Source organism: Xanthomonas bonasiae (assembly GCF_017163705.1).
Classification (GTDB): Bacteria; Pseudomonadota; Gammaproteobacteria; order Xanthomonadales; family Xanthomonadaceae; genus Xanthomonas_A; species Xanthomonas_A bonasiae.
Genome location: NZ_JAFIWB010000004.1, coordinates 76,621 through 103,028 on the forward strand (window position 1 = coordinate 76,621; position 26,408 = coordinate 103,028).

General features: G+C 71.8%; 19 protein-coding genes. 7 read left to right on the forward strand and 12 right to left on the reverse strand.

Translation table 11 applies throughout. The features are described 5' to 3' along the window. Positions 1-24: 24 nt before the first annotated feature. Both JR064_RS06095 and JR064_RS06100 read right to left on the reverse strand, forming a co-directional pair. A complete protein-coding gene (locus tag JR064_RS06095) occupies positions 25-3,012 on the reverse strand; it encodes a ligand-binding sensor domain-containing diguanylate cyclase (RefSeq protein WP_338123868.1) in 2,988 nt (995 codons plus the stop codon). A 360-nt stretch (positions 3,013-3,372) separates the two neighbouring features. Next, positions 3,373-4,755, reverse strand: coding sequence for an L-serine ammonia-lyase (locus tag JR064_RS06100; RefSeq protein ID WP_179566321.1), 1,383 nt, complete (start codon positions 4,753-4,755; stop codon positions 3,373-3,375). A 90-nt stretch (positions 4,756-4,845) separates the two neighbouring features. On the opposite strand from JR064_RS06100, the gene JR064_RS06105 reads away from it, so the two are divergent. Both JR064_RS06105 and JR064_RS06110 read left to right on the forward strand, forming a co-directional pair. Further along, positions 4,846-5,076, forward strand: a complete 231-nt coding sequence (locus JR064_RS06105) for a glutaredoxin family protein (protein ID WP_206229134.1) — start codon at positions 4,846-4,848, stop codon at positions 5,074-5,076. An 82-nt stretch (positions 5,077-5,158) separates the two neighbouring features. Continuing rightward, positions 5,159-6,763, forward strand: coding sequence for an amidase family protein (locus JR064_RS06110; RefSeq protein WP_206229135.1), 1,605 nt, complete (start codon positions 5,159-5,161; stop codon positions 6,761-6,763). A 75-nt stretch (positions 6,764-6,838) separates the two neighbouring features. On the opposite strand, the gene JR064_RS06115 is transcribed toward JR064_RS06110, so the two are convergent. The 4 genes from JR064_RS06115 to JR064_RS06130 all read right to left on the reverse strand — a co-directional run bounded on the left by JR064_RS06115 (position 6,839) and on the right by JR064_RS06130 (position 9,420). After that, positions 6,839-7,411: a GNAT family N-acetyltransferase gene (locus JR064_RS06115; RefSeq protein ID WP_206229136.1), complete on the reverse strand. Its 573-nt coding sequence runs from the start codon at positions 7,409-7,411 to the stop codon at positions 6,839-6,841. Between the two features lie 208 nt (positions 7,412-7,619). Next, positions 7,620-8,186 (reverse strand): YceI family protein, encoded by a 567-nt coding sequence (locus tag JR064_RS06120; RefSeq protein ID WP_206229137.1) that lies wholly within the window; start codon positions 8,184-8,186, stop codon positions 7,620-7,622. An 11-nt stretch (positions 8,187-8,197) separates the two neighbouring features. Beyond that, positions 8,198-8,764 carry a cytochrome b gene (locus JR064_RS06125; RefSeq protein WP_206229138.1) on the reverse strand — a complete coding sequence of 189 codons (567 nt, stop codon included), beginning with the start codon at positions 8,762-8,764 and terminating at the stop codon, positions 8,198-8,200. Beyond that, a complete protein-coding gene (locus JR064_RS06130; RefSeq protein ID WP_191826561.1) occupies positions 8,761-9,420 on the reverse strand; it encodes a YceI family protein in 660 nt (219 codons plus the stop codon). The genes JR064_RS06125 and JR064_RS06130 overlap by 4 nt, the downstream gene beginning before the upstream one ends. Before the next feature lie 238 nt (positions 9,421-9,658). Here JR064_RS06130 and JR064_RS06135 point away from each other — a divergent pair, with 238 nt between their 5' ends. Both JR064_RS06135 and JR064_RS06140 read left to right on the forward strand, forming a co-directional pair. After that, positions 9,659-13,261 (forward strand): ATP-binding protein, encoded by a 3,603-nt coding sequence (locus JR064_RS06135; protein ID WP_206229139.1) that lies wholly within the window; start codon positions 9,659-9,661, stop codon positions 13,259-13,261. 160 nt (positions 13,262-13,421) lie between these two features. Continuing rightward, on the forward strand, positions 13,422-16,955 hold the full coding sequence (locus JR064_RS06140; RefSeq protein WP_425510276.1) for a hybrid sensor histidine kinase/response regulator: 3,534 nt from the start codon (positions 13,422-13,424) through the stop codon (positions 16,953-16,955). Between the two features lie 91 nt (positions 16,956-17,046). On the opposite strand, the gene mdtD is transcribed toward JR064_RS06140, so the two are convergent. The 5 genes from mdtD to JR064_RS06165 all read right to left on the reverse strand — a co-directional run bounded on the left by mdtD (position 17,047) and on the right by JR064_RS06165 (position 22,662). After that, positions 17,047-18,477 carry a multidrug transporter subunit MdtD gene (mdtD, locus tag JR064_RS06145; RefSeq protein WP_206229141.1) on the reverse strand — a complete coding sequence of 477 codons (1,431 nt, stop codon included), beginning with the start codon at positions 18,475-18,477 and terminating at the stop codon, positions 17,047-17,049. Positions 18,478-19,292: 815 nt separating this feature from the next. Further along, positions 19,293-20,363 carry a uroporphyrinogen decarboxylase gene (hemE, locus tag JR064_RS06150; protein ID WP_206229142.1) on the reverse strand — a complete coding sequence of 357 codons (1,071 nt, stop codon included), beginning with the start codon at positions 20,361-20,363 and terminating at the stop codon, positions 19,293-19,295. 10 nt (positions 20,364-20,373) lie between these two features. Then, positions 20,374-20,628, reverse strand: coding sequence for a WGR domain-containing protein (locus tag JR064_RS06155; protein WP_179566308.1), 255 nt, complete (start codon positions 20,626-20,628; stop codon positions 20,374-20,376). Between the two features lie 370 nt (positions 20,629-20,998). Beyond that, positions 20,999-22,123, reverse strand: coding sequence for a 3-dehydroquinate synthase (gene aroB, locus JR064_RS06160; RefSeq protein ID WP_206229143.1), 1,125 nt, complete (start codon positions 22,121-22,123; stop codon positions 20,999-21,001). Further along, positions 22,120-22,662, reverse strand: a complete 543-nt coding sequence (locus JR064_RS06165) for a shikimate kinase (RefSeq protein WP_206229144.1) — start codon at positions 22,660-22,662, stop codon at positions 22,120-22,122. Before JR064_RS06165 ends, aroB begins: the two co-directional genes overlap by 4 nt. 376 nt (positions 22,663-23,038) lie before the next feature. Between JR064_RS06165 and pdxH the strand changes: the two genes are divergently transcribed. The 3 genes from pdxH to JR064_RS06180 are packed head-to-tail and all read left to right on the forward strand — an operon-like array spanning position 23,039 to position 24,880. Further along, positions 23,039-23,638 (forward strand): pyridoxamine 5'-phosphate oxidase, encoded by a 600-nt coding sequence (gene pdxH / locus JR064_RS06170; RefSeq protein ID WP_179566305.1) that lies wholly within the window; start codon positions 23,039-23,041, stop codon positions 23,636-23,638. Beyond that, positions 23,635-24,087, forward strand: a complete 453-nt coding sequence (gene aac(6'), locus JR064_RS06175; protein ID WP_338123869.1) for an aminoglycoside 6'-N-acetyltransferase — start codon at positions 23,635-23,637, stop codon at positions 24,085-24,087. Before pdxH ends, aac(6') begins: the two co-directional genes overlap by 4 nt. 1 nt (position 24,088) lies before the next feature. Continuing rightward, a complete protein-coding gene (locus JR064_RS06180) occupies positions 24,089-24,880 on the forward strand; it encodes an ABC transporter substrate-binding protein (protein ID WP_206229145.1) in 792 nt (263 codons plus the stop codon). A 16-nt stretch (positions 24,881-24,896) separates the two neighbouring features. Here the strand turns inward: JR064_RS06180 and JR064_RS06185 are convergent, their stop codons facing one another. Further along, entirely contained in the window at positions 24,897-26,321 is a 1,425-nt protein-coding gene (locus JR064_RS06185; RefSeq protein ID WP_206229146.1) for an MFS transporter, read from the reverse strand. Between the last annotated feature and the right edge of the window lie 87 nt (positions 26,322-26,408).

A 26,408-nucleotide genomic window follows, 5' to 3' on the forward strand; every position in this document is an offset into this window, starting at 1 on the left:
ATGCACGGGCCGCGTCAACGCGCTTCAGCAGCGCGAGTGCACCAGGCTCAGGCAGGCGTGGTGCTGCATGCGCTCGGGCGGCTCCTGCAGCGCCGCCAGCACCTGCTCGGCCTGCGTGCCCAGCACCGGCCGGTACGCGGCCCAGCCGTTGCGGCCCTTGGCCTTGGCCTGGTACAGCGCGCGGTCGGCGAGGATCAGCAACTGCTCCCAGCCCAGGCGGTTGTCGGGATCGTGCACGAACGGGAATTCGGCCAGGCCGATCGAGCAGGTGACCTGGCTGTGGCGGCCATGATCGAGCGCGAAGGAGTGCGCGGCGATCGACCGGCACAGGCGCTCGGCGGCCACGGTCAGGTTCTCGCGCGGCGCCGAGCGCAGCACCAGCAGGAATTCCTCGCCGCCCCAGCGCACCACGTAGTCGCTTTCGCGGGTCAGCTTGACCAGCAGCTGCGCCATCTGCTGCAGCACCGCGTCGCCGGTGTGGTGGCCGCCGCTGTCGTTGATCGACTTGAAATGATCGATGTCGATCAGCGCGAACAGCATGCCCGAGGACAGCATGTCCTGGTCGTTGGCGGCCATGCGCCGGTACAGCGCGATGTCGCTGGGGATGTGCAGCGACAGGTAGCGGCGATTGCGCAGCTGGGTCAGGTCGTCGGTGAAGCTGGCTTCTTGCAGGCGCTGGTTGGCCGCCTGCAGCGCCTCGGTGCGCTGGCGCACCTGCCGTTCCAGGGTTTCGCGCTGGCGCTGGTTGACCACGCGCGCGATGCCGATGCCGAGCAGCGCCAGGGCCAGCACGCCCAGCACCAGCAGCAGCTTGTAGTACAGCGTCTCCTGGAAGCGCAGCCGGATCCGCAGCGGCAACTGCGCCGGCGCCTGCGCCCAGACGCCGGCGTTGTTGCTGCCGCTGACCTCGAACACGTAGTCGCCGCCGGGCAGGTTGGTATAGCTGGCCACGCGCTGGCGGATGTCGTCCAGGCTGCGCCACTGCGTGTCGTAGCCGACCAGGCGGTAGCGCAGTTCCACGTTCTCCGGGGCCTGGAACGAGGCCGCGGTGAACTCGAAATCCAGGTCGCGCGCCTGCGCCGGCAGCGGCGTGTCGCGCAGCGCCTGCGGCGCCATCCAGCGGCCCTGCGCGCGGATCCGTTCCACCACCGGCTGCGGCGCGACCGGATTCTTGACGATGCCGGCGGTGTCCATGGTCACCACGCCGTCGCGGCTGGGCAGCCACAGCGTGCCGTTGTCGATGAAGCCCTTGCCGTTGCCGGCGCCGTTGCAGCACAGGCCCTGCACGCCGCCGTGGCGCTGGCCGCGCTCGTTGAGCAGCAGTTCGGCCTGCAGCGGCGTGCCCGGCACCGCGATGCGCTTGAGCAGGCTCGCCAGCGGCACCCGGTACACGCCGCGCAGGCCGGCCACCCACAGGCTGCCGTGGCCGTCGTCGGCGATGAAGAACGCGGCGTTGGCGGGCAGCCCGTCGTGTTCGTCGAACATGGTCCAGCGCTTGCCGTCGAACACCCACAGCTGGTCGGACAGGGTGCCGATCACCCACTGTCCGCCGGGCAGTTCGTGGATCGCGGTGACGTCGGCGTCGGCCAGCGCCGAACCGGCCTCGGCGAGCGCCAGCAGGCGCTCGCCGCGCACTTCGTACAGGCCGGCCTGGGAGCCGATCAGCAGGCGCCCGGCGCGGGTTTCGTGGATCAGGCGGACCCGCGGGTCGCGCAGGCCCTCGCTGTTGCCATAGTGCTGCAGGCGCACGCCGTCGCTGCGGAACAGGCCGTCGCTGGTGGCGAACCACAGCCGCTGCGCGCGATCGCGGACGATGCCGTTGACCTGCAGTTCGTGCAGCGGCGCCAGCAGTGGCGGCTCGGCCGCGCGCCCGTCGCGGTACAGCAGTGCGCCGCGGCGGGTGCCGATCCACAGGTGGCCGGGTTCGGCGAGCAGGGTGTAGGGAACGTCGCCGGGCAGTTGGTCGCGGCTCAGCACTTGCTGATAGCGGCCGGCGCGCAGCCGCGCCAGGCCGCTGCCGGTGCCGACCCACAGCGAGCCGTCGGGGTCGCGCGCCAGCGTCCACACCAGCGGATCGGTCAGCCCTTCGTAGCTGCTGTAGCGGCGGGTCCAGCCGTTCCACAGCCTGGTCACGCCGCTCAGCTGGGTGCCCAGCCAAAGGTTGCGCTCGCGGTCCTCGAAGACCGCGCTGACGACGGTATTCTGACCGTGCTGGAGGGATTGCTCGACGATGCCGCCGTCGCGCACGCGCAGCAGATAGCCGGGCAGGCCCACCCACAGGTTGCCGTCGCTGTCCTGGAACAGCGCTTCCACTGCGCGTCGGGTCACCGCCGGGTCGCCGGGCAGCCACTGCCAGCGGCCGTCGCGGCGGAACAGCAGGCCGTCGCGGCTGCCGGCCCACAGCCGTCCCTGCGCGTCCAGCAGCTGCCGCACCGGCGCTGCGTGCGCGTCGGCCGGCAGCGGCAGCGGCTCCTCGTCGCCCTCGGCGAAGCGCAGCACGGCGCCGCGCGTACCGACCCACAGCTCGCCGCCGCGCGGCAGCAGCGCATAGGCGCCATCGGCGATGCGATGACGCAGGCGCAGGCCGTCGCCGACCACGGCATAGACGCCATCCTGCGCGGCGACCAGCACCGTGCCTTGCGCGTCGACCGCGATCGCTTCGATGTTCAGCAGCGGGGCTTGCGGGTCCAGCGGCAGCAGATTGCGGAAGCGGCCGTCGCGGTAGCGCGCCAGGCCGCGATAGGTGCCGATCCACAGGTCGCCGCGCGGGTCCACCTGCAAGGCCTTGATCCACGGGCCGGGCAGGTTGGCGGGGGCTTTCTCGCCGAAGGTGGTCATGCGCACGCCGTCGAAGCGCGCGAGCCCGCCCATCGTGCCGATCCACAGGTAGCCCTGCCGGTCCTGCGCGAAGGCCTGCACGCTCAGCTGCGGCAGGCCTTGTTCCAGGCCCCAGCCTTGGCGTTCGTAGTGGTTGAACTGCTTGTCCGGCTGCAAGGCGGCCGCCGTCGGCACGAGCGAGATCCACACTCCCAGGAGCATGGCCAGCTTTAGCGCACAGGTGCACCAGGAAGCGGGGTGGGACTGCAAGGGCATTCCAGTGCCGGTTCGGCGGATCGTCAATGTCGCTATCGGCGCAGGCGCGCCGATCTTTATCCGTAGCGCAACAAAGGCCTGCGCGGCGTCGGCGATCGCGACGGCCGCAAGGCCTGTCATCCAGGCAGGTCCGACCCGTGGCACGCGGTGGCGCGCCGCCCATGCAGCGTCGCCGTGCGGGCGCTGCGCGCTGCGCGGGACCGCGCCCCGGCCTGGTCCGCGCATGCGCCGCGGCGGCGCGATGTGCTCGGACAGGGAGGACGCGCCGGCGCCATCATCTCAGCACTCGATCACGTTCACCGCGAGCCCGCCGCGGCTGGTTTCCTTGTACTTGTCCTGCATGTCGCGGCCGGTGTCGCGCATGGTCCGGATCACCTTGTCCAGCGACACCTTGTGCTTGCCGTCGCCGCGCATGGCCATGCGGCTGGCGTTGATCGCCTTCACCGCGCCCATCGCATTGCGCTCGATGCACGGGATCTGCACCAGCCCGCCGATCGGATCGCAGGTCAGGCCGAGGTTGTGTTCCATGCCGATCTCGGCGGCGTTCTCGATCTGCCCCGGCTTGCCGCCGAGCGCGGCGACCAGGCCGCCGGCGGCCATCGAGCAGGCCACGCCGACTTCGCCCTGGCAGCCGACTTCGGCGCCGGAGATGGACGCGTTTTCCTTGTACAGGATGCCGATCGCCGCGGCGGTCAGCAGGAAATCGAAGATGCGCTGCTCGTCGCTGCCCGGGCAGAACCGGTCGAAGTAGTGCAGCACCGCCGGAATGATCCCGGCCGCGCCGTTGGTCGGTGCGGTGACCACGCGCCCGCCGGCGGCGTTCTCTTCGTTGACCGCCAGCGCATACAGGTTGACCCAGTCCAGCGTGGTCAGCGGATCGCGCATCGCCGCTTCCGGCTTGGACGACAGTTCGCGGTACAGCGCCGGCGCGCGGCGCGACACGTGCAGGCCGCCGGGCAGCGTGCCTTCCTCGCGGATGCCGCGCGCCACGCAGGCCTGCATCGCGTTCCACAGCTCGCGCAGGCCGTCGCGGATCTCGTCCTCGCTGCGCCAGCACTTCTCGTTCTCGAACATCAGCGCGGCGATGCTCAGGCCGCTGCGCGCGGCCTGCGCCAGCAGTTCGTCGCCGCTCTTGAACGGGTAGGGCAGCGGCGTCTCGTCGGCGACGATGCGGTCGTCGGCGGCGTCGTCCTGGTTGACCACGAAGCCGCCGCCGACCGAGTAGTAGTCGCGCGTGGCGATCACCTCCTCGTCGGCGGCGTAGGCGGTGAAGCGCATGCCGTTGGTATGGTAGGGCAGCTTCTGGCGCTTGTTCAGCGCCAGGTCGCGCTTCTCGTCGAAGGCGATGCTGTGCTGGCCCATCAGGTTGATGCGCTTGCTGCTGCGGATGCGCTCCAGCGTGCTCGGAATGATGTCCGGGTCGATCAGGTTCGGGCGCTGGCCTTCCAGGCCCAGCAGCACCGCCTTGTCGGTGCCGTGGCCGCGCCCGGTCAGCGCCAGCGAACCGAACACCTCGGCGCGGATCCGCACCACCTCGCCGAGCCGGCCCGGATCCAGCAGCCAGCGGTGCACGAAGCGCTCGGCCGCGCGCATCGGCCCCACGGTATGCGAGGAGCTCGGCCCGATGCCGATCTTGAACAGGTCGAAGGTGCTGACAGCCATACGTGCCGGAGAGGTGGAAGGCCAAAGACCGTCTATTCTATGCCCCTGGCGCATTGCGCACGCCCGCAACGCAGCATCGGAGCCGCGGCCATGTCCCTGACCCTGTACCAGCGCGACGACTGCCATCTGTGCGACCAGGCCCTGCTGGTCCTGGCGCAGGCGCGCGTGGGCGACCTGGACAGCATCTTCATCGACGGCGACCCGGCATTGGAAGCGCGCTACGGCGAGCGGGTGCCGGTGCTGCGCGACGCGGCGGGGCGCGAGCTGCAATGGCCGTTCGATCCGGCGGAGGTCACGGGCTGGCTGACCGCCGCGCAGTAGCCTGGCGGGTAGCGGCGCCTGGCGCGGCGGCATCACAATGCAAGTCATCCCCAGTCATGGCGACAAACGCAGAGGCGGCGACATGAGGGTTCCTTATCGTGCGGGCCTGGCAGTGCTTGCGCTGCTGTGGAGCGTCGCCGCAGCGCACGACCAGGCGCAGCGCCGTTTCGATCTGGAGACCGCGAGCATCGCCGAGATCAACCGCGCGATCGACAGCGGCGCCCTGGATTCGGAGCGGCTGGTCGCGCTGTCGCTGGCCCGGATCCGGGCCTACGATCCGCAGCTGCATGCGGTCATCAGTCTCAATCCGCACGCGCTGGAGCAGGCCCGCGCGCTGGACGCCGAGCGCCGCGCCAGCGGACGCCGCTCGCCGCTGCACGGCATTCCGGTGCTGCTGAAGGACAACATCGATACCCGCGATCTCCCCACCACGCTCGGCTTCTACGGCCTCCGCGGCGCGGTGCCGTATGCGGACGCCGCGGTGGTCGTGCGCTTGCGCGAGGCGGGCGCCATCATCCTGGCGAAGGTCAACCTGAGCGAGCTGGCGTCGGGGCCGGCGCTGAGTTCGCTGGGCGGGCAGACGCGCAATCCGCACAATCTCGCCTACAGCCCGGCCGGCTCGTCCAGCGGGACCGCCGTGGGCGTCGCGGCCGGCTACGCGCCGGTGGGCATCGCCACCGACACCACCGGCTCGGCGCGCTGGCCCGCGGCAACCAACGGCGTGGTCGGCCTGCGTCCGACCACCGGCGCGATCGGCTATGCCGGCATCCAGCCGAATGCGCCCACGCTCGATGCGGTCGGTCCGATCGTACGTTCCGTCGCCGATGCGGCGCTGGTGCTGAGCGTGCTGGAAGATGCGGACCGGCGGCCAGCGGCGGCGCGCGACGCGGACGGCCGCGCTCCCGCCGATTCCATGCTCGGGCTGCGCGCCGATGCGCTGCGCGGGGCGCGCATCGGGTTCCCGCGGCGCGACTTTTCCGGGGACGATCCGCAGGTGGACGCGGCGATGGAGGCGGCCCTCGACGCGCTGCGGGCGAGCGGCGCGTCGGTGGTGGAGATCGAACTGCCGCCGTGGTTGCTGCGCCTGAGCGGCGAGCTGCAGGCGATCCTCGTGCGCACCGAAGCCGCCCCCAGTCTCGATGCGTATCTGCCGGCGGCTTTTCCGCCGCGGTATCCGCAGCGCCACGCCGACATCCTGGCGCTGAGCGAAGCGCTCAACGCGGCCACGCCGGCCGGCGCCTTCCCCAATCCGGGGCGCCGCGACGGATACCGCGAGGAGGCCGCCGCGCCGCCGCCGACCGATGCGGTCTATCTCGCGGCCCGCGAACAGGGCCGCCAGTTCCTCAAGGCGTCGATGCAGGCGGTGCTGGCCCGGAACCGTCTCGATGCGATCGTCTATCCGACCCAGACCATGCGCATCAACCGGATCGGAGAACCCGCGCAGCGCAATGCGCGTGGTCTGTTCGGCAACTTCGGTCCGGGTCTGGCGAGTGTGGCGGGCTGGCCCGAGCTGACGGTACCGGCGGGTTTCACCGCGGACGGCCTGCCGGTGGGGGTGTCGTTCCTGGGGCCGGAGTTCAGCGAGCGGCGGCTGTTGGGCTACGGCTTCGCCTTCGAGCAGCGCACGCACGCGCTGCGCCAGCCGGCGGCGACGCCGCCGCTCGCAGGCGACCGTTTCGTCTATTGAAGCGGCGCGCTGCAAGCGGCGATCGCGCTCGTGCGGCGAGGTCGATCCGGTGTGGCCACAGCAAGCGCCGTGCGCCTATTCCGCCGCCAGGCCGGCCGCGGGCGCAGTGCCGTGCGGTTGCTCGGTCGCCGGCGGCGCGTCCGCATGCCATGCGAAACAGCAGATCACCGTGCCTTCGGCGTCCGTGCGGGTCGGCGCCGGATGCATGCCGGCCTTGCGCAGCACGCGCAGCGAGGCCAGGTTCTGCGGATACGCGGTGGCGATCGCGTGCTGCAGGCCCAGTTCCTCCCGCGCATACGCCAGCATCGCCTGCGCCGCTTCGGTGGCCAGTCCGCGTCCCCAGTGTTCGCGCCGGAACGCGTATTTCAGTTCGGCCTCGGCCTGGCCGGCCGGGTGGACCAGCCCGCAGAAACCGATGGTCTGGCCATCGGCGCGGTCCACCAACGCAGACATGCCGTAGCCGCGCGTGCGGTAGTTGCGTTCGGAGACGGCGACCCATTCCCTGCACTGCGCGCGATCCAGCGGCTCGCCGTCGCCGACCCAGCGCATGGCCTCGGCATCGCCGTAGACCGCGAACAAGGCATCGACGTCGGATGGGCGCAAGTGGCGGCCGATCAGGCGCGCGGTCCTGAAGATGTCCTTTTCCATGCCGCAAGTGTGGCATGCGTGGCGAAGCGCGCCGTTGGCCGGCCTCGGCACGCGAGCGCTCAGCGCGTGGCCTGCCAGCGAGCCGGGCATCGCTGGCCAAGACGGCAGGCCATGCCCTTGCTGCACCCCTCCAGGCACAAAAAAAGCGGCGGACCCGACGAGGGAATCCGCCGCCCAGTGGCCGCATGCCGCTGCGGCCTGTGGCGAATCACTTCGCCTTGAACACCACCTTGGTGCTGATCGCGGTTTCGTTGGGGATGGTCTTGGTGTCGGCCCAATCGCCGCCGCCGACGCCGAAGTCCAGGCGCTTGACGGTGGCCTTGCCGGCCAGCACCGGCTGCGCGCCGGGGGTCCAGGTGAAGGTCAGGGTCACCGGCTTGGACACGCCGCGCAGTTCCAGGGTGCCGTCGGCGGCGTACTGGTTGTTGCCCAGCGAACGGAACTTGTCGGCGCGGTAGTGGGCGGTGGCGAACTTGGCCACGTTGAAGAAGTCCGGCCCCTGCAAGGTGGAGTCGCGGTCGCCATTGCCGCTCTTGGCGCCGGCCAGCGGGATCGCCACGTCGAGCCTGGCGTTGGCCAGGTTGGCCGGGTCGAAGCTGAGCTTGGTATCGAAGCCGGGGAACTGGCCGGTGAACACTTCGCCGTCGTACTTGCTGGCGAACACCAGGCTCGAGCCCGGCGCCTGCACGTAATCGGCGGCGAACGCGGGGGCGGCGGCGAGCATCGCCACCAGGCTGGCGGCAACGGCGGCGGGGGAGGCGAAACGGGACGACATGATGGAACTCCTCAGGACTTGGGGGTCAGCCAGCCGCGCGGCAACATCCGCGCCAGGGTGGCATCGCGTTGGAACAGGTGGTGGTAGAAGGCGGCGCCGGCATGCGCCAGCACCACCGCGATCAGGATCCAGAAGCCCCATTCGTGCACCGCATGCGACAGGTCGCGCAGGTGCGTGTCGGGCGCGCTGAGCTTGGGCACGGCGACCAGGCCGAACCAGCGGAACGGGCGCAGGCCGCTGCTGGAGTCGTACAGCCAGCCGGACAGCGGCATGGCGAAGATCAGCACGTACAGCAGCGCGTGGGTGGCGCTGGCGATGCGTTCCTGCCAGCTTGGCGTGCCCGGCACCGGCTTGGGCGCGCCGGCGTACAGACGCCAGCCCAGGCGCGCGATCACCAGCGCCAGCACGGTCAGGCCGAGCGACTTGTGCGCGGTGTAGACCCAGAAGTACTTGGGCGTCTTCGGCAGCTCGCCCATGGTCAGGCCGACCACGCCCAGCAACAGGATCAAGGCGGCGATCAGCCAATGCAGGGTCTGGCTGACGCCACCCCAACGCTCGGCGGTGTTCTTGGCGGTCATGGCGTGGATTCCTGGCTGGCGCTGGGCGAGGGAGTGGGGGTGTCGGCGGGTGCGTCCGCCGGCGGCGGGTCGGGGTCGGCGCGGCCGTCGCGGGTGGCCTCGGCCTCGATGCGCAACTCGACCGTGGCGCCGATCACCGACGGCCAGGCGGCGATGCCGAAGTCGGCGCGCTGCAACGTGGTGGTGGCGGAAAAGCCCACGGTGCGGCGGAACGGCGGCAGCGGATGCCGCTTCAGCGCGTTCAGGGTCACGTCCAGCGCGATCTCGCGGCTGACCCCGTGCAGGGTCAGCGTGCCGAACACCTTGGCGTGGGTGGCGTCGACCGGCTCGATCCGGGTGGAGACGAAGCGCGCCTCGGGGAAATGTTCGCCATCGACCAGGTTGTGCGCCAGCGCGGCGCGGTTCCATTTGTCGTCGCCCAGGTCCAGGCGCTGCAGCGGCACCCGCGCGTCCAGCCGCGCGCTGCGCCAGTCGTCGGGGTCGAACGACAGCGTGCCGGTGCTGCCGGACACGGTGCCCAGCGCCTTGGAGAAGCCGGCGTGCTCGATCGCGAACAGCACGCGGGTGTGCACCGGATCCAGCGCGTACTGCGCCGGGGCGGCCAGCGCGGCGGTCGGCAAGGTCAGCAGCAGGGCGATCAGGCAGCGCTGGAGCATGGGTGGGCCAGGCAGGAGGGGTAGGCGGGATTCTAGGCGCAGTCCGCGGCGCTTGCGCCAGCGCGTGGCGCAATGGTTCGTTGCGTTGCGCGGCGGGTGGGATTTTGCGGCCCCCCGCGGTATAAGAACGCTGCCGCATCAAGGCGGCACGGAGCGGTCGCGCTGTCTGCGGCCGGCCCCGGCAGTGCGCCGGTGTTCATCCGCCGCCGATCGTTCACTGCCGCTGGAGCCGATGTCGATGCAAATCCCATGTCCTCGACGCCTGCGCCGCGGCTGGACGCTCGCCTGGCTGCTGCTGGTGCTGGCCGGTTGCTGCGCCGGTGCGCTGGCGTCGGTGCCGGAGCTGCCGCGGTTCCGCGTGCTGGGCGCCGAGCACGGGCTGCCGTCCAGCGAGATCTCGCGGCTGGCGCTGGACCGCGACGGCTACCTGTGGATCGCCAGCGGCGACGGCCTGGCCCGCTACGACGGGCGCGAGTTCCGCATCTGGCGCCACGACCCGGACGATCCGCAGTCCCTGCGCTGCAACTACGTGCAGGAACTGCACATCGATGCGCGCAACCGGGTCTGGGTCGCCTGCGAAGGCGGCGGCCTGAGCATGCTCGATGCCGCGCGCCGCGGGTTCCGCCACTTCAACATGGCCACGCAACCGGCGATGCGCAGCGACGAGGTGTTCGCGATCGCCAGCCGCGGCGACGAGGTGGTGTTCGGCACCTATGCCGGCGGCCTGTACCGGGTGCCCGCGGACGGACGCGTGCAGCGCATCCAGGCCGGCGACGGCGAGGTCGACGCGATGCTCGACGGCGCGATCGTCGGCCTGGGCTTCGACGCGGCCGGGGTGCTGTGGATCGGCACCTTCAAGGGCATGGTGCGCTACGACGGCACGCGCGCCAGCGCCTACCGCCTGCCCGGTCCCACGGATGCGCCGCAGAAGGTCGCGGCGGTGATCGCCCTGTCCGATGGCCTGTGGGTCAGCACCAACGGCGAGCTGTACCGGCTCGGCCACGATGGCCGCTGGCAGCGCGCCGACTGGACCGGCGCGTTGCAGCGCGGGGTGCTGTGCATGGCCGAGGACGGCAACGGCGGCTATTGGCTCGGCAACGGCCAGGGGCTGTGGCACAAGCCGGTCGACGGCGCGTTGCGCCGCATCGCCGAGGGCGAGGCGGCGGTGGCCGGCGCCAACGTGGTGGTGAGCATGCTGCGCGACAAGGAGGGCGGACTCTGGGTGTCGTTGCCGACCCGCGGCCTGGGCTATCTGCGCCCGGGCTGGCGGCGGCTGGCGGTGCTGGGGCCGGCGCACGGCCTGGCGCCGGACCTGTATGCCAGCCTGGCGCCGGCCCGCGACGGCGGGGTATGGCTGGCCGGGACCGGCGGCAATGTGTACCGGCTGCAACCGTCCAGCGGCGAGCTGAGCAAGCCGCGCTGGACGCCCAGCCTGCCCGGCGTGCGCGTGCTGTCGGTGCTGGAAGATACGGCCGGCGACCTGTGGCTGGGCAGCAGCGCCCAGCTGCTGCGCGGTCCTGCCCACGGCGGCGCGCTGAAGGGGTGGGGGCGTGCGTCGGCGGCCGACGCGACCCCCGACATCGGCGTCAACAGCTGGTTGCGCCAGCGCGCCGACGGCACCTTGTGGGTGGCCGCGCCCGGGTTCGGCGTGCAGGTGCGCGCGCTCGCCGACGGCCACGTGCTGGACAACATCCACGGCCCGCAACGCGGCCTGGCCGCTGCCGCCGATATCGCCGCGTTCGACCTGGCGCCGGACGGCACGCCGTGGCTGGCCGCCGAGCGCCTGCACTATTGGGACACCGCCGCCGGCCAGTTCCGCGCCCCGCCGGAGTTCGCCGGCGAGCGGGTGCAGTCGTTCGCCTTCGCCGATGCGCAGACCCTGTGGCTGCATCGCCTGTCCGGACTCGAGCTGTGGCGCCGCGAGGGCGGGCACTGGCAGCAGGCGCACCGCTATGCGGCGGCCGAGGGCGTGCCGGCGACCGAGTCGCAGGGCCTGGTCGTCGATCAGCAGGGACGCGCCTGGCTGGGCACGCGCCGCGGCCTGTTCCGGATCGATCCGCGGCACATGCCCGCGGTGCGCGCGTTCGGCACCCGCAACGGATTGAGCAGCCAGGAAGTGGTCAAGCGCGGGCTGTTGATGGCGGCCGACGGGGTGCTGGTGGCGGCCGCCGCCGATGGCAGCGTGGCGCTGCTGGATACGCGGCTGCCGGACCCGCCGCCGGTGCCGCTGACGCTGAGCGTGGAGAGCGTGCAGGTGCGCCGCGGCGAGCGGCTGCTGGCGCTGCCGGTGAGCGGCCGCTTCGCCCTGCAGCCGGACGATCGCGATCTGCGCGTGGTGGCGCGGCTGCTGTCGTTCGTCGATCCGGAGGGCATCGTCTACCGCTTCCGCCTGGCCGGCTACGACCGCGACTGGGTCGCGGTCGGCGCCACCGGCGAGCGCACGCTGCCGCAGTTGCCGGCCGGCGCGCACGTGCTCGAGGTGCAGGCGCGCACCCGCAACGGCGCCTGGTCGCCGACGCTGCGGCTGCCGTTCCGGGTATACCCGCCGTGGTGGCGCAGCGTCTGGGGCATTGCCGGGCTGCTCGCTGCCGCCGCGCTGCTGTTGCTGGCCTCGCTGCGCGCCTACCGCCGCCGCCTGCGCCGCCAGCATGCCTGGCAGCTGGCGCTGCACAAGCAGGAAGTGGCCGAGCAGGCGTCGCTGGCCAAGACCCGTTTCCTGGCCACGCTCGGACACGAGGTGCGCACGCCGATGACCGGCGTGCTCGGCATGAGCGAACTGCTGCTGGCCACGCCGCTGGATCCCAGGCAGCGCGGCTATACCGAATCGATCCGCCGCGCCGGTACGCACCTGCTGCACCTGGTCAACGATGCGCTGGACCTGGCGCGGATCGAGGCCGGGCGGCTGCAGCTCGACCTGCAACCGTTCGCGTTGCAGGCGCTGATCGCCGACGTGGTCAACCTGATGGCGCCGCTGGCGCAGGCGCGCGGCTTGCGCTTCGAATGCCACGACACCTTGCCGGGCGCGGTGACCGTCAACGGCGATGCGGTGCGGGTGCGGCAGATCCTGCTCAATCTGATCGGCAATGCGATCAAGTTCACCGCCAGCGGCTCGGTGACCTTGCACGTGTCGCCGCTGCACAGCGGGCACGGGCTGTGCGTGGAGGTCGCCGACACCGGCCCGGGCATCAGCGCCGAGCAGCAGGCGCGGCTGTTCCAGCGTTTCGAGCAGGGCGAAGGCCCGCGCACCGCCGCCCGCTACGGCGGCAGCGGGCTGGGCCTGGCGATCAGCCAGGAACTGGCGATGGCGATGGGCGGGCGCATCCAGGTCGACAGCCGGCTCGGGCACGGCGCGCGCTTCCGGGTGACGCTGCCGCTGCGCTGGCAGGCGCGGCCTGCCGAAACGGCGACGGTGGTGCCGCTGCCGGCGCGGGCACAGGCGCCGCTGCGGATCCTGCTGGTCGAGGACGAACCGACCGTGGCCCAGGTGATGGCCGAACTGCTGCGCAGCCGCGGCCATCATGTGGCCTGCGCCGCGCATGGCCTGGAAGCGTTGACCGAAGTGACACAGGGCACGTTCGACCTGGGCCTGCTGGACCTGGACCTGCCGGCGCTCGACGGCCTGGCGCTGGCGCGGCAACTGCGCGCGCTCGGCTACGACTTCCCGCTGATCGCGGTGACCGCGCGTTCCGACGGCGAGGCCGAGGCCGCAGCCAAGGCGGCCGGTTTCGCCTCTTTCGTGCGTAAGCCAGTCACCGGCGACATGTTGGCCGAGGCGATCGGGGAAGTGATGGAGGTTGAGGCCGGGACCCGGGACGCGGGACCCGGGACCCGGAAAGCGTAAGGTCTCGCTCGATTGCGCAGCGGGGTCGCAAGCCAGGGCCTGTGACGCTTCGAGTCCCGGGTCCCGCGCCCAGCGTCCGTCTGTTGCCAGCGGCGGCGCTTATCGCCGACGATGGCAGCGGGCATCGGGGGACACGGCGCCCATGCACAAGGGGACGAGGATGCGGTCGAGACGGATCTTGGGATGGCTACTGCTGCTGTGGTCGATGGCGGTCGCCGCGGCGGTGCCGCCGACGCCGCAGCCGCGCCAGCTGACCGTGGCCGACGGTTTGCCGTCCAACAGCATCAACGGCTTCGCCGAAGACCAACTCGGCTATTTGTGGCTGGCCAGCAGCGACGGCCTGGCCCGGTTCGACGGGCGCGGCTACCGCATCTGGCGGGTCGAGGACGGGCTGCGCGACAACAAGATCTGGACCGTGCACGTCGATGCGCAGAACCGGGTCTGGTTCGGCACCCAGAACGCCGGCATGGGCATGCTCTCGGCGGACCGGCGCACGTTCCGCTACTACGACCGCAGCAACTATCCGCAGATCGGCGGCGGCACGGTCTGGGCGATCGCCTCCACGCCCGACGGCAGCATCTGGTTCGGTACCGCCAACGGCGGCCTGGACCGGCTGCGGACGGACGGCACGCTGAATCGCTACATGCCGATGCCGGGCGACGAGCGCAGCCTGCCGTCGCCAGCGGTGATCTCTCTGGCGACCACGCCCGACGGCACGCTGTGGGTGGGGACGCGCGGCGGCGTGGCGCGCTGGACCGGGCACGACTTCGAACGGCTGCCGGCCTCGGCGCTGCCGCGGCCCGAGGTGCTGGGCCTGACCCCCGAGCGCGACGGCACGCTGTGGGTGGCCAGCCAGGGCGGTGCGCGCCTGCTGCGCGCCGACGGCAGCGTGGTGGCGCCGTACTGGAGCAACATGCCGAGCGAGAGCGTGCTGGGGATGCTGGTCCACGACCGCCACGGCAATCGCTGGTTCGACACCCTGGACGGCCTGGGCCGCGAGAGCGAAGCCGGGCAGATCCACAACGTGCCGCTGTACAGCAACTCCGCGCACGGCTTGGTCAAGCCCAATTGGTCGCTGGCGTTCGAAGACCGCGAGGGCGATCTGTGGTTCGCCAGCTTCAACGCCGGCCTGTGGTACCTGCCGGCCAATTGGCGGCAGTTCTCGGTGCTGTCGTACCGGGTGGACGATCCGGACTCGATGGGCAATCCCTACGTCATCGCGACCGCCGCCTCGCGCGATGGCGGGGTGTGGCTGGCAGGGACGCGCGGCGTGCTGGACAAGCTGGATCCGGCCACCGGTACGGTGCGCCACCACATCATGGCGCTGTTCGGGCGCGATTGGTCGCGCACGCTGGTCGAGGACGGCCAGGGTCGGGTATGGGCGTCGGCGTTGGCCGGAGTGCTGCGCTACGACCCGGTCAGCGGCGAGGTGCGGCGCTGGGGCAAGCAGGACGGTGCCGATGCGCCGATGCCCGGTGACGTCGATCGGGCGATGCTCAGCGGCGACGGCCGCCTGTGGCTGTTCGGCGAGGTCGGCGGTGCGCAGGTCCGCGATCTGGACGGACACGTGTTGCGCAACATCGCCCCAGGCGCCGACGGGCTGCCGGCGGAGCTGACCGTGGACGATGCCCGGCCCGGCCCGCTGGGCCAGCCCTGGGTGCTCGGCCAGCACGGCGTGCTGGCCTGGGATGCGACCAGCGAGCGCTTCGCGCCGGTGCCGGGTGCGCCAACGCGGCCGCTGAGCGCCTTCACCCTCACCGACGGCAACGTGGTGTGGCTGGCCAGCCTCGGGCGCCTGGAACGCTATCTATGGGACGGCGAGCGGCTGAGCCTGCTCGACCGCATCGACGCCGAGCAGGAGTTCCCGTCGCTGGCGCCGAACGGCATCGTGGTCGATGCCAGCGGCGTGGCCTGGCTGAGCAGCGTGCGCGGCCTGATCCGGGTCGACCCGGCGAGCAAGGCGATCCGCTCCTACAGCGTGCACGACGGCCTGCCCAACCAGGAATTCCGCGCCCAGACCCTGATCCAGGCGCGCAGCGGGCAGATCCTCGGCGGCACCCCCGACGGAGTGGTGCTGTTCGAGCCGGCGCAGGTGGTGCCGTCGCGGCGGCAGCCGCCGCTGGTGATCGAACGCATCGGCGTGCGCCGCGGCGAGCGCGCGCTGGATCTGCTGCATGCCGGCAGCATCGCGCTGCAGGAAGGCGACCGCGACCTGCATGTGGTCGCGCGCCTGCTGTCGTTCTCCGACACCGACGCCAACACCTACCGGTTCCGGCTCAGCGGCTACGACCCGGACTGGGTCGACGTCGGCGCCAGCGGCGAGCGCCTGTTCTCGCGCCTGCCGTCGGGCCACTACACCCTGGAAATGCAGGCGCGCACCGCCGACAAGGTGTGGTCGAAGGTCACCACGCTGCGCTTCCGCGTGCTGCCGCCGTGGTGGCGCAGCCCCTGGGGCATGGCCGGGCTGGCCTTGCTGGCGCTGTTGGCGCTGTGGCTGGCGTCCTACCTGTACCGGCGTCGTTTGCGCCGGCGCAACGCGTGGCAACTGGCCCTGCACAAGCAGGAGCTGGCCGAGCAGGCCTCGCTGGCCAAGACCCGCTTCCTGGCCACGCTCGGCCACGAGGTGCGCACGCCGATGACCGGCGTGCTCGGCATGAGCGAACTGTTGCTGGCCACGCCGCTGGATCCCAAACAGCGCGGCTATACCGACTCGATCCGCCGTGCCGGCGCGCACCTGCTGCGCCTGGTCAACGATGCGCTGGACCTGGCGCGGATCGAGGCCGGCCGCCTGGAGCTGGACCAGCAGCCGTTCGACCTGATCCAGCTGATCGCCGAACTGGAGGCGATGATGGCGCCGATGGCGCACAGCCGCGGCCTGGCCTTCGCCCTGGACAACGCGATGCCCGCGGCGGTGACCGCCAGCGGCGATGCGACCCGGGTGCGGCAGATCCTGCTGAACCTGCTCAACAACGCGATCAAGTTCACCGACCACGGCGGCGTGACCCTGCGCGTGGCGCCGCTGCACGAGCGCCACGGCGTGCGTTTCGAGGTCGCCGACACCGGTCCTGGCATCAACGCCGAGCAGCAGGCGCGGCTGTTCCAGCGCTTCGAGCAGGCCGACGGCCCGCGCACCGCCGCCCGCTACGGCGGCAGCGGCCTGGGCCTGGCGATCTGCCAGGAACTGGCGGTGGCGATGGGCGGCCGCGTGGAGCTGCACAGCAAGCTCGGCGTCGGCACCCGTTTCATCGTCGATCTGCCGTTGCCGTGGACCCCGGACGCGCTGCATCCCGCGACGCGCGGCGAGCGCGAGGCCCTGGCGGCGACGCAGCCGCTGCGCATCCTGCTGGTCGAGGACGACCCTACCGTCGCCGAAGTCGTCAGCGGCCTGCTCAGCGCGCGCGGGCACCACATCACCCATGCCGCGCATGCCCTGGCAGCGCTGACCGAAGCGGCCGGCAACCGCTTCGACGTGGCCTTGCTGGACCTGGACCTGCCCGGCCTGGACGGCCTGGCGCTGGCGCGGCAACTGCGCGTGTTCGGTTACGAGATGCCGCTGATCGCAGTCACCGCCCGCGCCGACGCCGACGCCGAACCGCAGGCCCGCGCGGCCGGCTTCGACGGCTTCCTGCGCAAGCCGGTGACGGGAGACATGCTGGCCGAGGCGATCGAGGCAGTGCTCGGAGGCCGGGATTAGGGATTCGGGATTGGGGATTCGCAAGAGCGGCAGTGGTGGCAATTCGCTTTTGCGAATCCCCAATCCCGAATCCCCAATCCCGGCCACTCAGCTACTCAGCCACTTCCTCCACCTTGTCCGGATGCGGCCGCGTATCGGGCAACTGCCAGAAGATCAGGGTCGAGGTCAGGGTGATCGCGCCGACGCAGACGAAGGTCGCGTGCAGTGCGGCGGTGGCGCCGTGGCTGTCGCCGAGGTGGTCGTTGAAGGCCGCCAGCAGGCTGCCCGCGGCGGCGGCGCCGAAGCCGGTGGCCAGCATCATCACCATCGACAGCAGGCTGTTGCCGGCGCTGGCCTGGTCGCGGTCCAGGTCGCGCAGCGTGACCGTGTTCATGACCGTGAACTGCAACGAATTGACCGCGCCGAACAGCGCCAGCTGCAGCAGCCGCCAGCCCAGCGGCTGGCCGGCGTCGAACAGCATGAAGCTGGCCATCGCGACGCCGACCAGCACCGTGTTGCTCATCAGCACCCGGCGATAGCCGTAGTTCTCCACCAGTTTCACCGCTGCGCGCTTGGCGGCCATGCCGGCCAGCGCCACCGGGATCATCATTAGCCCCGCGCGCATCGGACTCATGCCCAGGCCGACCTGCAGCAGCAGCGGGATCAGGAACGGCATGCTGCCGCTGCCCACGCGCGCGAACAGATTGCCGAGGATGCCGATGCGGAAGCTGACCACCTTGAACAGGTGCAGCGGGAACAGCGCCGCCGGCGCGTTGGCCGCATGCAGCCAGTAGCCGATCAGCGCGGCCAGGCCGGCGATGGCCAGCAACATCACGAACGCATGGCGCAGGCCCAGTTCGGAAATCCCGTCCAGCGCCAGCGACAGCGCGATCATGCCGAAGGCCAGCATCGCGTAGCCGATCAGGTCGAAGCGGGTGCGCTGCTCGCCGTGGAAATCGGGCATCACCTTCAGCGCCGCGGCGAAGCCGATCGCGCCGATCGGCAGGTTGATCAGGAACACCCAATGCCACGACGCCACCTGCACCAGCCAGCCGCCGAGGGTCGGCCCGACCAGCGGCCCGATCAGCGCCGGGATCGCGATGAAGCTCATCGCGCTCAGGAACTGCTCGCGCGACACCGAGCGCATCACCGCCAGGCGCCCGACCGGCAGCAGCATCGCCCCGCCGATGCCTTGCAGCACGCGCGCGGCGACCAGGTAGGGCAGGCGCGGCGCCGCCGCGCACAGCAGCGAGCCGAGGGTGAACAGCACGATCGCGGCCAGGAAGGTGCGGCGCGTGCCGTAGCGGTCGGCGATCCAGCCCGAGGCGGGGATGAACATCGCCACCGCCAGCGCATAGCTGAACACCACCGACTGCATCTGCAGCGGGCTCTCGCCCAGGCTGCGCGCCATCGCCGGCAGCGCGGTGTTGACGATGGTCGCGTCCAGCATCTGCATGAAGATTGCCAGCGACACCAGCCACAGCAGCGGCCGGAAACTGCGGTAGTTCGGAACGGAGATCGGATCGGGGGAGGGCGCGGACATCGGCACGCACGGCAACGCGAGGGATGCATAGGATCGCGCAGATCGCGTCGCGGCGTCGTGCAGCAGCGGGCGGTTGTGGCGCATGGCGAGCACGGCAGCCCTGCTGCGACGGCGGAGCGAGGCGCGTCGCGCGGCGTGTCGTCTTCGGTTCTGTGCGGGGCTTCGGTGCCGAAGCTGTCCGCAGCCGTTGGGTTAACCGCTGCTTTCGTCGCGACTGAAGTCGCTCCCACAGGGATTTGCGGCGAGTTGGCTGGTCCACTGTAGGGGGCTTCAGCCCCGACCTGTGTCCGCAGCTGTCGGGTCCGCCACTTCGCTCGTCGCGGCTGAAGCCGCTCCTACAGGGATTTGCGGCGAGTTGGCTGGCGCACTGTAGGAGGTGCTTCAGCCCCGACCTGTGTCCGCAGCTGTCGGGTCCGCTACTTCGTTCGTCGCGGCTGAAGCCGCTCCTACAGGGATTTGTGGCGAGTTGGCTGGTGCACTGTAGGAGGGGCTTCAGCCCCGACCTGTGTCCGCAGCTGTCGGGTCCACCACTTCGTTCGTCGCGGCTGAAGTCGCTCCTACAGTGAGCTTGCGGCAAGTTGGCTGGGTGCACTGTAGGAGGGGCTTCAGCCCCGACCGATGCTCGCAGTCGTCGGGTTCGCCACTTCGTTCGTCGCGGCTGAAGCCGCTCCTACAGGGAGCTTGCGGCGGGCCGGCTGGGTTCTGTGGGAGGGACTTCAGTCCCGACTGCAAGATGTTGGAAGTGCGTGTTGCGCCACTCCCCGCATCCGAGGGACGCAAGGCGCCCAGCGGATGCGACGGCTCGGCGCGCGGCGCTATGCCTGCCCGCGGCGGCTGTGCCGCTGCACCGCGGCGACCAGCGCGCCGACGTGCTCGGGCTGCATGTCCGGCGACAGCCCGTGGCCGAGGTTGAACACATGGCCTTCCGCCGAGCCGTTGCCGTCGGCATAGCTGCGCAGCACGCGCTGCACCTCGCGTTCGATCGCCGCCGGCGAGCCGTACAGCATCGCCGGATCCAGGTTGCCCTGCAACGCGACGCGGCCGCCGGTGCGGCGCGCGGCATCGGCCAGGTCGATGGTCCAGTCCACGCCCAGGCCTTCGGCGCCGGACGCGGCCAGCTCTTCCAGATACGGCGCGTTGCCCTTGCCGAACAGGATCAGCGGGGTGCGCTCGGCGCCGTCGCCGCGCGGCAGTTCGCGGGCGATGCGCTGCAGGTAGGGCAGCGAGAACTCGCGGTACATCGCCGGGCTGAGCACGCCGCCCCAGGTGTCGAATACCTGCAGCGCCTGCGCGCCGGCCGCGCGCTGCGCCGCCAGGTAGGCGATCACCGCGTCGGTGTTGACCGACAGCAACTGGTGCAGCGCCGCCGGTTCGTTCAAGGCCAGCGCCTTGATCCGCGCGTAGTTGTCGCTGCCGCCGCCCTCGACCATGTAGCAGGCCAGCGTCCACGGGCTGCCGGAGAAGCCGATCAGCGGCACGCTGCCGTCCAGCTCGCGGCGGATCACCCGCACCGCGTCCATCACGTAGCGCAGTTCGGTCTCCATGTCCGGCACGCCGAGCCGGGCGATCGCCGCCGCGTCGCGCACCGGGTGCTTGAACTTCGGGCCTTCGCCCTCGACGAAATACAGCTCCAGGCCCATCGCATCGGGGATGGTGAGGATGTCGGAGAACAGGATCGCCGCGTCCAGCGGGAACCGCGCCAGCGGCTGCAGGGTCACTTCGCAGGCCAGTTCCGGGGTCTTGGCCATCGCCAGGAAGCTGCCGGCGCGGGCACGGGTGGCGCGGTACTCGGGCAGGTAGCGCCCGGCCTGGCGCATCAGCCACACGGGGGTCTGGTCCACGGGCTCGCGGCGCAGGGCGCGCAGCAGACGGTCGTTCTTGAGCATGGGGGTTTCCTTAGCGCGGGGCGTCGGCGCCGCGAGTGAACATGACCTGGAAGCCGCGCTTGATTTGCGCATCGCGGGCTTTCTCGAAGGCGGCGTGGGCCTCGTCCTGCAGCAGGTATTGCTCGCGCTTGAGCTGCGCGCGGCCGCCGATCTGGCCGCTCTCGCGCAACAGCTCCCAGCTGCCGAACAGGTCCGGTTGCAGGGTCAGCTGGATGTAGCGGGGCGGCTCGTTGCCGCCGGGGCGTTGCTGTAGGAAGACGCGCATGGGCCGATTGTACCCATCGCGGGTCGCCGCGGCGTCGGCGCCGGCCGCGCGTTATGGGACGGGTGGGGAAGCCGGCAGGGCGTCCGGGCCGCGGTCGGCGGGCGGCTGGCGCGATGCGCGCATTTGCCGGCGCGCTGAACCATGGACGACGCGCGACGTCCGGGGCGCGCGCGTCTTGGCGCAGGCCTGCGCCCCGGGCGCGGTGCAGGGCACGCGCGCATGCTGGTTCCAGCTGGGGGCACTGTGGGAGGTCCGACGTGGTGAGACTGACACCCACCACGTCGCTCGTCGCGACTGACATCGCTCCCACAGGGACTTGCGGCGCGCCGGCGGCCGAGGGCGGATGGATGCCGCGGCGCGACGGGGTGCGCTACGCCGCGGCGCGCACGGCGGCGTCCAGCACCGCCAGCACCGCCGCCTCGTCCACGTCAGGCACCACCTCGGCCCGGCCGATGCCGCGCCACAGCACCAGCCGCAGGCGCCCGGCGATGTTCTTCTTGTCCAGCCGCATCCGCGCCAGCAGCGCCTGCGGCGCCAGTCCGGCCGGCAGCGCGGTGGGCAGGCCGTAGTCGGCCAGCAGCGCGCGCAGCCGTTCGGTGTCCTGCGCCGTGGCCATGCCCAGCTGCGCCGACAGTTCGGCCGCCAGCACCATGCCCACCGCCACCGCTTCGCCGTGGTTGAGGTTGGCGTTGCCGGGCGCGCCGTAGCCCTGTTCGGTCTCGATCGCATGGCCGAAGGTGTGGCCGAGGTTGAGCAGGGCGCGCTCGCCCTTCTCCAGCGGGTCGCGGGCCACGATCTCGGCCTTGTGCTCGCAACTGCGCGCGATCGCCTGCGCCAGCGCGGCCGGCTCGGCGCCCAGCAGCGCGTGGCGTTCGGCATGCAGCCATTCGAAGAACAGCGGGTCGCGGATCGCGCCGTACTTGATCACCTCGGCCAGGCCGGCGCGCAGTTCGCGCGGCGGCAGGCTGCGCAGGGTGGCGGTGTCGGCCAGCACCGCGCGCGGCGGATGGAACGCGCCGACCAGGTTCTTGCCCTGGGCGATGTCCACCGCGGTCTTGCCGCCGACCGACGAATCGACCATCGCCAGCAGCGTGGTCGGCAGCTGCACGCAGTCGACCCCGCGCATCCAGCACGCGGCGGCGAAGCCGGCCAGGTCGCCGACCACGCCGCCGCCCAGCGCCAGCACGCAGGCGTCGCGGGTCGCGCCGAGCTCGGCCAGCGCGGCGATCGCCGCGCCGAAATTGTCCAGGGTCTTGGAGGCCTCGCCGGCGGGGATCGTGAAGGCGCCGATCTGCAACTGCGGGCGCGCGGCCAGCAAGGCCTGGCGGACCTGCGCCGCGTACAGCGGGGCGACGTTGCTGTCGCTGAGCAGCAGCACATGGCGGCCGCGCACGTGCTCGGCCAGAAGCGCGCCGTCGTCGAGCAGGCCGGGGCCGATGCGGATGGTGTAGGCCGGGTCGCCTTCGACCGCGACGCTGCGTTGGGAGACAGTCATGCAATGGGGTCCGGAAGTTTCCACGACGCGGCCAGGCGCACGACCAGCTGCGCGGTGGCTTCGGCGGGATTGAGGTGGTCGGTGTCCAGGATCAGGTCGGCGACTTCGCGGTACAGCGGCTCGCGCACCGCGTGCAGGTCGTGCAGCACCCGTTCGCGGTCGCCGCGCTGCAGCAGCGGGCGGCTGCGGTCGCGTTGCAGGCGCTGCAGCTGCGAGGCCACGCTGACCCGCAGGTAGACCACGAAACCGTGCTCGCGCATCTCGCGGCGGCTGTCGGCGTCGAGCACGGCGCCGCCGCCGGTGGAAATGAGGTGGCCGGGGGTGCTGAGCACGCTTTCCAACACGGTGCGCTCGTGCTCGCGGAAACCGGCTTCGCCGGCATGCTCGAACAGCGAGGCGATGCTCGCGCCGGTGCGTTCGACGATGGCCTGGTCGCTATCGACGAAGGCAAGGCTGAAGCGCTCGGCCAGGCGGCGGCCGATGACGCTCTTGCCGGCTCCCATCGGGCCGACCAGCACGAGATTGGGGGCGGGATTCATCCGCCGATGCTAGCAGACGCGCCGCGTGCGCAGGCCGGTCGCGCTGCTTGCATGCATTGCGCCGAGCGCGTGCCGGCGCGCTTGCGGCACGAGCGCGTCGCGGCGCTGGCCGGCGCCTCTGCGCGTCGCGCGGCGTTGGCGGCCAGTCAGCTGGGACGGCCAGCGCGCCGGTCGCGGCGGCCATGCCCGCGCGGCCCTGCGCACGGCATGTGTGGCGCGGTGCTGCGGGCCGCAGCGAAGGCTGGCGAGCGCGCAGCCGATCGCGGCACGCGGTCCGGGCCGGTAGGACCGGCGCCATGGCAGCCCCGCGCTGCCGCGTGCGTCGCGCCGTGCATGGCGCGACAATGGGGCATCGTCCGCCGAGTGCCTTGCCGCCATGCCCGATCTCTACGCCGAAGCCCTGTCCACGTTCGCCGACCTGTTCGCGGAGGCGCGGACCAGCGACGAGGCCGAATACAACGCCATGGTCGTCGCCTCGGCCACGCTGGAGGCGCGTCCGTCCTCGCGGGTGGTGCTGCTGAAGTCCTACGACGCGCGCGGTTTCGTGTTCTACACCCACCTGGACAGCCAGAAGGGCCGCGAGCTGCAGGCCAACCCGCAGGCCTCGCTGCTGTTCCTGTGGCGGCGCATGCGCGAGGACGGGGTGCAGGTGCGCATCGACGGCGAGGTGCAACTGGTCGCCGCGGCCGAGGCCGATGCGTATTTCGCCTCGCGTCCGCGCATGAGCCAGATCGGCGCGTGGGCGTCGGCGCAGTCGCGCACCTTGCAGTCGCGCGAGGAGTTCGAGCAGCGCGTGGCCAAGGCCGAGGCCAGCTTCGAAGGCCGCGAGGTGCCGCGCCCGGACGGGTGGGGCGGGTTCCGCGTGGTGCCGCGCAGCTTCGAGTTCTGGTACGGCGGCAAGTACCGCCTGCACGAGCGCTGGCACTACGCCGCCGACGCCGCCGGCCACTGGTCCAAGCGGATGCTGTTCCCGTGACCGAGCGGTTCTCGATCCGCGCCGCCGCTGCCGCCGACCTGCGCGCCTGGGCGGCGCTGCGGATGGCGCTGTGGCCGGACGAGCGCGATGCCTTCGGCGGCGTGGCCGAGGCGCTGCAGCGCGAGGACGCGGCCAATTTCCTGGCCTTCGCCGGCGATGGCCAGGCGATCGGCTTCGCCGACGTCACCCTGCGCCAGGACTACGTCAACGGCACCGACAGTTCGCCGGTGGCGTTTCTGGAAGGCTGGTACGTGGCGCCGGCGTGGCGTGGCCACGGCATCGGCCGCGCGCTGCTGCGCGAGGTGCGCGAGTGGACCCGCGCGCAGGGCTGCAGCGAGCTGGCCTCCGATGCGCTGATCGACGACGCCGCGGCGCAGGCCGCGCACCGTGCCTGCGGGTTCGAGGAAACCGAGCGCGTGGTGTATTTCCGCATGCCGGTCGAGGACTGACGTGGGTCCGCAGCGCATCGTCTGCCTGACCGAGGAACCCACCGAGACGCTGTACGCGCTCGGCGAACAGGCGCGCATCGTCGGCATCAGCGGTTTCACCGTGCGTCCGCCGCAGGCGCGCCGCGACAAGCCCAAGGTCAGCGCCTTCACCAGCGCCAAGATCGGCGAGATCCTCAAGCTGCAGCCGGATCTGGCGATCGGCTTTTCCGACATCCAGGCCGAGATCGCCGCCGAGCTGGTGCGCAACGGGGTGGAGGTGTGGATCGCCAACCACCGCAGCGTCGAGGGCATCCTCGACTACATCCGCCGGCTCGGCGCGCTGGTCGGCGTCGGCGCGCGTGCCGCGGCCTACGCCGACGAGCTGCAGCGCGGGCTGGACACGGTCGCGGCACAGGCGGCGGCGCTGCCGCGGCGGCCGAAAGTGTATGTCGAGGAATGGGACGAGCCGATCATCACCGGCATCCGCTGGGTCGCCGAACTGGTGCGCATCGCCGGCGGCGACGACGTGTTTCCGGAGCTGTCGGTGGAACCGCTGGCCAAGGCGAGGATCCTGGCCAACGGCGACGAAGTGGTGCGGCGCGCGCCGGACATCATCCTCGGCTCGTGGTGCGGCAAGCGCTTCCGCCCCGAGCGCGTGGCCGCACGGCCGGGCTGGGCGGCGATCCCGGCGGTGCGCGACGGCCAGCTGTTCGAGATCAAGTCGCCGCTGATCCTGCAGCCGGGACCGGCGGCCTTGACCGACGGCGTGCGCGCGATCGCGGCGATCGTGCAGGCCTGGGCGCAGCGCCAGTAGCCGCGCCCACGCGGGCTCAGCGCGCCGGCACCGCCTGGGTGCGGCCGGCGATGCCCACGCCGAGCAGCGCCAGCAGCGCGGCCACTGCGAAGGTAGACAGGTACGCGGCGGCCACCGACCGGGTCAGCAGCGCCGCGAACAGCGAGCCGCCCACCGCCAGCGTGGTCGCCACCGCGATCGCCTCGCTCAACTGCAGCGCCGAACTGTTCGCGCCCTGCTGCGCCGGCGGCGACAGGGTCAGGGTCAGCACCGACAGGGTCGGATAGATCAGGCCCATGCCCAGGCCGGTGGCGGCCCAGCCGCCGATCGCGACCGCCGCGGGCAGCGCCGGCCACAGCGCCAGCGCGGTGATCGCCACGCCCAGCGTCATCAGTGCGCAGCCCACGCGCAGCCGGCGCAGGCGGGTGCCGTCGCGGCCGTAGTGGCCCTGGTACCAGGAGCCGGCGAACCAGCCCAGCGCGCCCACGCTCAAGGCCACCCCGGCCCAGGTCGGCGACAGGCCGCGTTCGCGCGACAGCAACAGCGGCAGGAACGCCTCGCAGCCGAAGAACGCCGATCCGGCGATGCCGCGCAGCGCGATCACGCTGGGCAGCCCGCGTGCCGCGCGCAGGGTGCCGCGCGGCAGCAGCCGCCATGCGCAGGCCAGCAGCAGCGCCAGCGCCGGCAGCACCGTGGCCGCCGCCCAGGCGCCGCGCTGCTGGCCGCCCAGGTACAGCAGGCAGATCCCGGCCGCAGCGCCGATCGACCACAGCAACGGCGCCGCGCTGGAACGCGCCGCTGCGGCCACGCGCGGCAGGCTGCGCAATGCCGGCTGCAGCAGCGCCGCCGAGGGCAATGCCAGCAGCGGCACCGCCAGGAACACCCAGCGCCAGCCGACGTGTTCGACGATCAGCCCGCTGATGCTCGGCCCGATCAGCGACGGCACCACCCAGCCGGCGGAGAACGCGGCGAAGATGCGCGGCCGCAGCGCCTGCGGATACAGCCGTGCGACCAGGACATACAGCGCCACCGAGATCGCGCCGGCGCCAACGCCCTGCACCAGCCGCCCGGCCAGCAGCATCGGCATCGACAGCGCGAAGCCGGCCAGCAGCAGGCCGCACACGAAGCACAGCAGGCCGGCCCACAGCGGCGCCGCCGGACCGCGCAGATCGCTCCAGCGCCCGGCCACGGTCATGCCGATCGCGCTGGTGGCCAGGCTGCCGCCGAACGCCAGCGCATACAGCCGCAGACCGTCCAGCTCGCGCGCCACGGTCGGCATCGCGGTGGCCACCGCCAGCGCTTCGAAGGCGATCAGCGAGACCAGCGCGACCATGCCCAGCGTGGTCGCGCGGTAGCGCGGTGCCAGCACCGAATCGGCGGCGGACGCTGCGGGTGCGGTGGCGTCCGGCAGCGCCGGTGCGGCGCCTTGGGATTCGTTGCTGGAAGACGTGGCGTGGTTCATCGAAAAGCCTTGTGCGGGGCAAACGGGCCGGCAGCGGCCGCTTGCGCGGCGGGGAGCGGACGCGCAGCATGCAACCTCAACCGGACT

Bases quoted from the DNA above. Each gene is read 5' to 3' on its own strand.
- aroB (WP_206229143.1), bottom strand. From the start codon at position 22,123: ATGACTGTCTCCCAACGCAGCGTCGCGGTCGAAGGCGACCCGGCCTAC.
- JR064_RS06165 (WP_206229144.1), bottom strand. From the start codon at position 22,662: ATGAATCCCGCCCCCAATCTCGTGCTGGTCGGCCCGATGGGAGCCGGC.
- JR064_RS06155 (WP_179566308.1), bottom strand. From the start codon at position 20,628: ATGCGCGTCTTCCTACAGCAACGCCCCGGCGGCAACGAGCCGCCCCGC.
- JR064_RS06120 (WP_206229137.1), bottom strand. From the start codon at position 8,186: ATGTCGTCCCGTTTCGCCTCCCCCGCCGCCGTTGCCGCCAGCCTGGTG.
- JR064_RS06130 (WP_191826561.1), bottom strand. From the start codon at position 9,420: ATGCTCCAGCGCTGCCTGATCGCCCTGCTGCTGACCTTGCCGACCGCC.
- JR064_RS06135 (WP_206229139.1), top strand. From the start codon at position 9,659: ATGCAAATCCCATGTCCTCGACGCCTGCGCCGCGGCTGGACGCTCGCC.
- mdtD (WP_206229141.1), bottom strand. From the start codon at position 18,477: ATGTCCGCGCCCTCCCCCGATCCGATCTCCGTTCCGAACTACCGCAGT.
- JR064_RS06140 (WP_425510276.1), top strand. From the start codon at position 13,422: ATGCGGTCGAGACGGATCTTGGGATGGCTACTGCTGCTGTGGTCGATG.
- hemE (WP_206229142.1), bottom strand. From the start codon at position 20,363: ATGCTCAAGAACGACCGTCTGCTGCGCGCCCTGCGCCGCGAGCCCGTG.
- JR064_RS06100 (WP_179566321.1), bottom strand. From the start codon at position 4,755: ATGGCTGTCAGCACCTTCGACCTGTTCAAGATCGGCATCGGGCCGAGC.
- pdxH (WP_179566305.1), top strand. From the start codon at position 23,039: ATGCCCGATCTCTACGCCGAAGCCCTGTCCACGTTCGCCGACCTGTTC.
- JR064_RS06185 (WP_206229146.1), bottom strand. From the start codon at position 26,321: ATGAACCACGCCACGTCTTCCAGCAACGAATCCCAAGGCGCCGCACCG.
- JR064_RS06115 (WP_206229136.1), bottom strand. From the start codon at position 7,411: ATGGAAAAGGACATCTTCAGGACCGCGCGCCTGATCGGCCGCCACTTG.
- JR064_RS06105 (WP_206229134.1), top strand. From the start codon at position 4,846: ATGTCCCTGACCCTGTACCAGCGCGACGACTGCCATCTGTGCGACCAG.
- JR064_RS06125 (WP_206229138.1), bottom strand. From the start codon at position 8,764: ATGACCGCCAAGAACACCGCCGAGCGTTGGGGTGGCGTCAGCCAGACC.
- JR064_RS06110 (WP_206229135.1), top strand. From the start codon at position 5,159: ATGAGGGTTCCTTATCGTGCGGGCCTGGCAGTGCTTGCGCTGCTGTGG.